The organism is Vibrio sinensis, assembly GCF_003605645.1.
Taxonomy (GTDB): Bacteria; Pseudomonadota; Gammaproteobacteria; order Enterobacterales; family Vibrionaceae; genus Vibrio; species Vibrio sinensis.
In genome coordinates, this window is record NZ_QVMU01000085.1 from 1 (window position 1) to 1034 (window position 1034).

The 1034-nt window shown below is 60.0% G+C and carries 1 pseudogene; it reads right to left on the reverse strand.

The features are described 5' to 3' along the window. Window positions 1-235: 235 nt before the first annotated feature. A pseudogene (locus DZ860_RS23775) lies at window positions 236-1034 on the reverse strand (IS91-like element ISCR2 family transposase); the annotation flags it as partial.

Genomic DNA, 1034 nt, shown 5'->3' on the forward strand with positions numbered 1-1034 from the left:
ACGTATAGGAAGAATAAACGCCCTTTTCACCCAAGTCCAACAGCTTTGGACCGCAGTTGACTCTTTCGACACCCCTGCGATGCAACCCAATCCGGCTGACGGGGAGCCAGCAACGCTGAAAATTTACCCTCCTCTTTCCCACTAGCGGCTCCTTTTCCGACAACCAGCACGGCGGATCCCTGCCGCGGCGCTGTGAACGCAGCATTTTGATTGGTATCGTTGGCCTTCAGGCTCGTCAGTCAAACAGACCCAGGAGCAGCTCAGCCGGTGGCGCCCGGCTTTCGGGTAACGCCCTGGTCCCGCTGGTTTCGGCTTTGTGCTTCAGGTGATCAAGGATCTGCTTGATCACTATAGGGTCTTCAATGCAGGCGATGACTTTCATGGCGCCGCCGCAGCCGCTGCAGGTCTCGATGTCGATATTGAAAACACGCTTGAGCCGTTGCGCCCATGTCATCGACGCTCGCCGTTGTGCTGGTGTTGCCGGTTCATCAGCCACCCTGACCTTGTTGCCCCTGCCCCGTTTTGCCGGCGTGACCAACGCCCGGTGCCGACTGTTGGGTGCGAACACCCCGTGGAAGCGGGTTAGGTTGACTCTGGGCTTCGGTACCAGGGCGGCCAGCCTTGCAATGAAATCCAATGGTTCGAAAATGACGTGCGTGGTGCCGTCCCGGTACGGCGTCTTGAGCTGGTAGCGCACGTTGCCGCCTCGTGTTAACGACAGCCGCTTCTCGGATACCGCCGGGCGGCTGATGTACCGGCACAGCCGTTCGAGCTTCTTGCGTTCATCGGCCCTGGCCGCCACGCCGGCGTGCAGGCTGGACCCGGCTACCTTGCCAATCCCGTCACCGAACGGATCACCACTGGTCGGCAGAGTTTGCAAAGTGAACACCTTTCGCCCCGCCTGTGAACCGACAGCGATACGGTAAGTGATCGAGTGCCCCAGCAGGGGTGTCATCGGGTCGTCATCCACCGCATCCGAGGCCAGATAGCTGTTTTCGACATCCCGTTCCAGCAGGCCTTGCCGTTCCAGATAG